Origin of the sequence: Micromonospora maritima (genome assembly GCF_902825405.1) — a bacterium.
Taxonomy (GTDB): Bacteria; Actinomycetota; Actinomycetes; order Mycobacteriales; family Micromonosporaceae; genus Micromonospora; species Micromonospora maritima.
The window spans coordinates 1-1084 of sequence record NZ_CADEAU010000891.1; the positions used below are offsets into that span (position 1 = coordinate 1).

A 1084-nucleotide genomic window follows, 5' to 3' on the forward strand; every position below is an offset into this window, starting at 1 on the left:
GGCGGCACCCCGCAGCGGCGGGCCAGCACCGGCAGCGCCCACGCGGTCAGCGCCACCCCGGCCAGGGCGAGCACCCGGAACAGCGCGACCGCGCCCCACAGCGACCCGGTGGCCTTGACCACGGCGCCGGAGAGCAGCACGAACAGCGGCCCGTACGGCGCCGGAGTGTCCCGCCAGATGTAGGAGATGGTGTCCAGCCAGGGGCAGGGCAGCGCGGACACGCCCTGCTCGTACGGGTTGATGCCGGCCGAGAAGCTGGCGCCCTGGCAGGCGTACGCGTAGACGTCCCGGCTGCCCAGCGGCGGGGCGACGAGCATCGGCAGCAGCCAGAGCGCGACCGTGACCAGCACCCAGCGCGACGACGGCACCTTGTCCCGCAGCGACCACCAGGCCCACGCCAGCAGCCCGGTGCCGACCAGCCAGAGCCCGATGATCAGCGGCCCGTTCGGGCCCTGCCAGATGCTGACCGGCGTGGGACGCAGCTCGCCGTCGGGCAGGGCGCCGCCGAGGTAGGCGGCCACGGCGAGCAGCACCGAACCCGCCAGGCCGATCCAACGCGAGAGGTGGTGAGGCACGTCCGACATGCTGCCAGTACGGTGGTTCGCGATCAGGAGGTGGGCATGCGGGGCGGTCGGGTGGTGGCGGTGTCCGCCGCATCGGCGCTCGTCCTGGCCGTGCTGTACCTCACCCTGCCGGTCACCGGGTCGGACCTGTCCGCGCAGGTCGCCCGCGCCGACTTCTTCGCCGCGCACGGTTCCGCCCTGGTCGACCTGCGCTGGTACGGCGGGGTGCACCCGTGGGGCTACAGCCTCGTCTCGCCGCCGCTGATGGCGGCGCTCGGGGTACGCCCCACCGGCGCGCTCGCCCTGCTCGCCTCGGCCACCGCGTTCGCGGCCCTGCTGGTCCGGCTCCGGGTGCCCCGCCCGCTGTTGGGCAGCCTGGTCGGCGTGGTCACCATCGCCGGCAACCTGGTCTCGGGCCGGGTCACCTACGCCCTCGGTGTCGCGTTCGGGCTGGCCGCGCTGCTGGCGCTCACCCTGCCCGCCGCCCCGGAGGGCCGGGCGTCCGGCGGTCCCGCCGGGAC

At 75.5% G+C, this 1084-nt stretch carries 1 protein-coding gene and 1 pseudogene; one reads left to right on the top strand and one right to left on the bottom strand.

Annotated features, from left to right (window positions below; genetic code table 11):
- Positions 1–584, bottom strand: a 584-nt coding sequence (gene mptB / locus HUW36_RS33310; protein WP_174531638.1) for a polyprenol phosphomannose-dependent alpha 1,6 mannosyltransferase MptB, incomplete at its 3' end; no start/stop codon positions are given.
- Between the two features lie 36 nt (positions 585–620).
- Here mptB and HUW36_RS33315 point away from each other — a divergent pair.
- A pseudogene (locus HUW36_RS33315) lies at positions 621–1084 on the top strand (hypothetical protein); the annotation flags it as partial.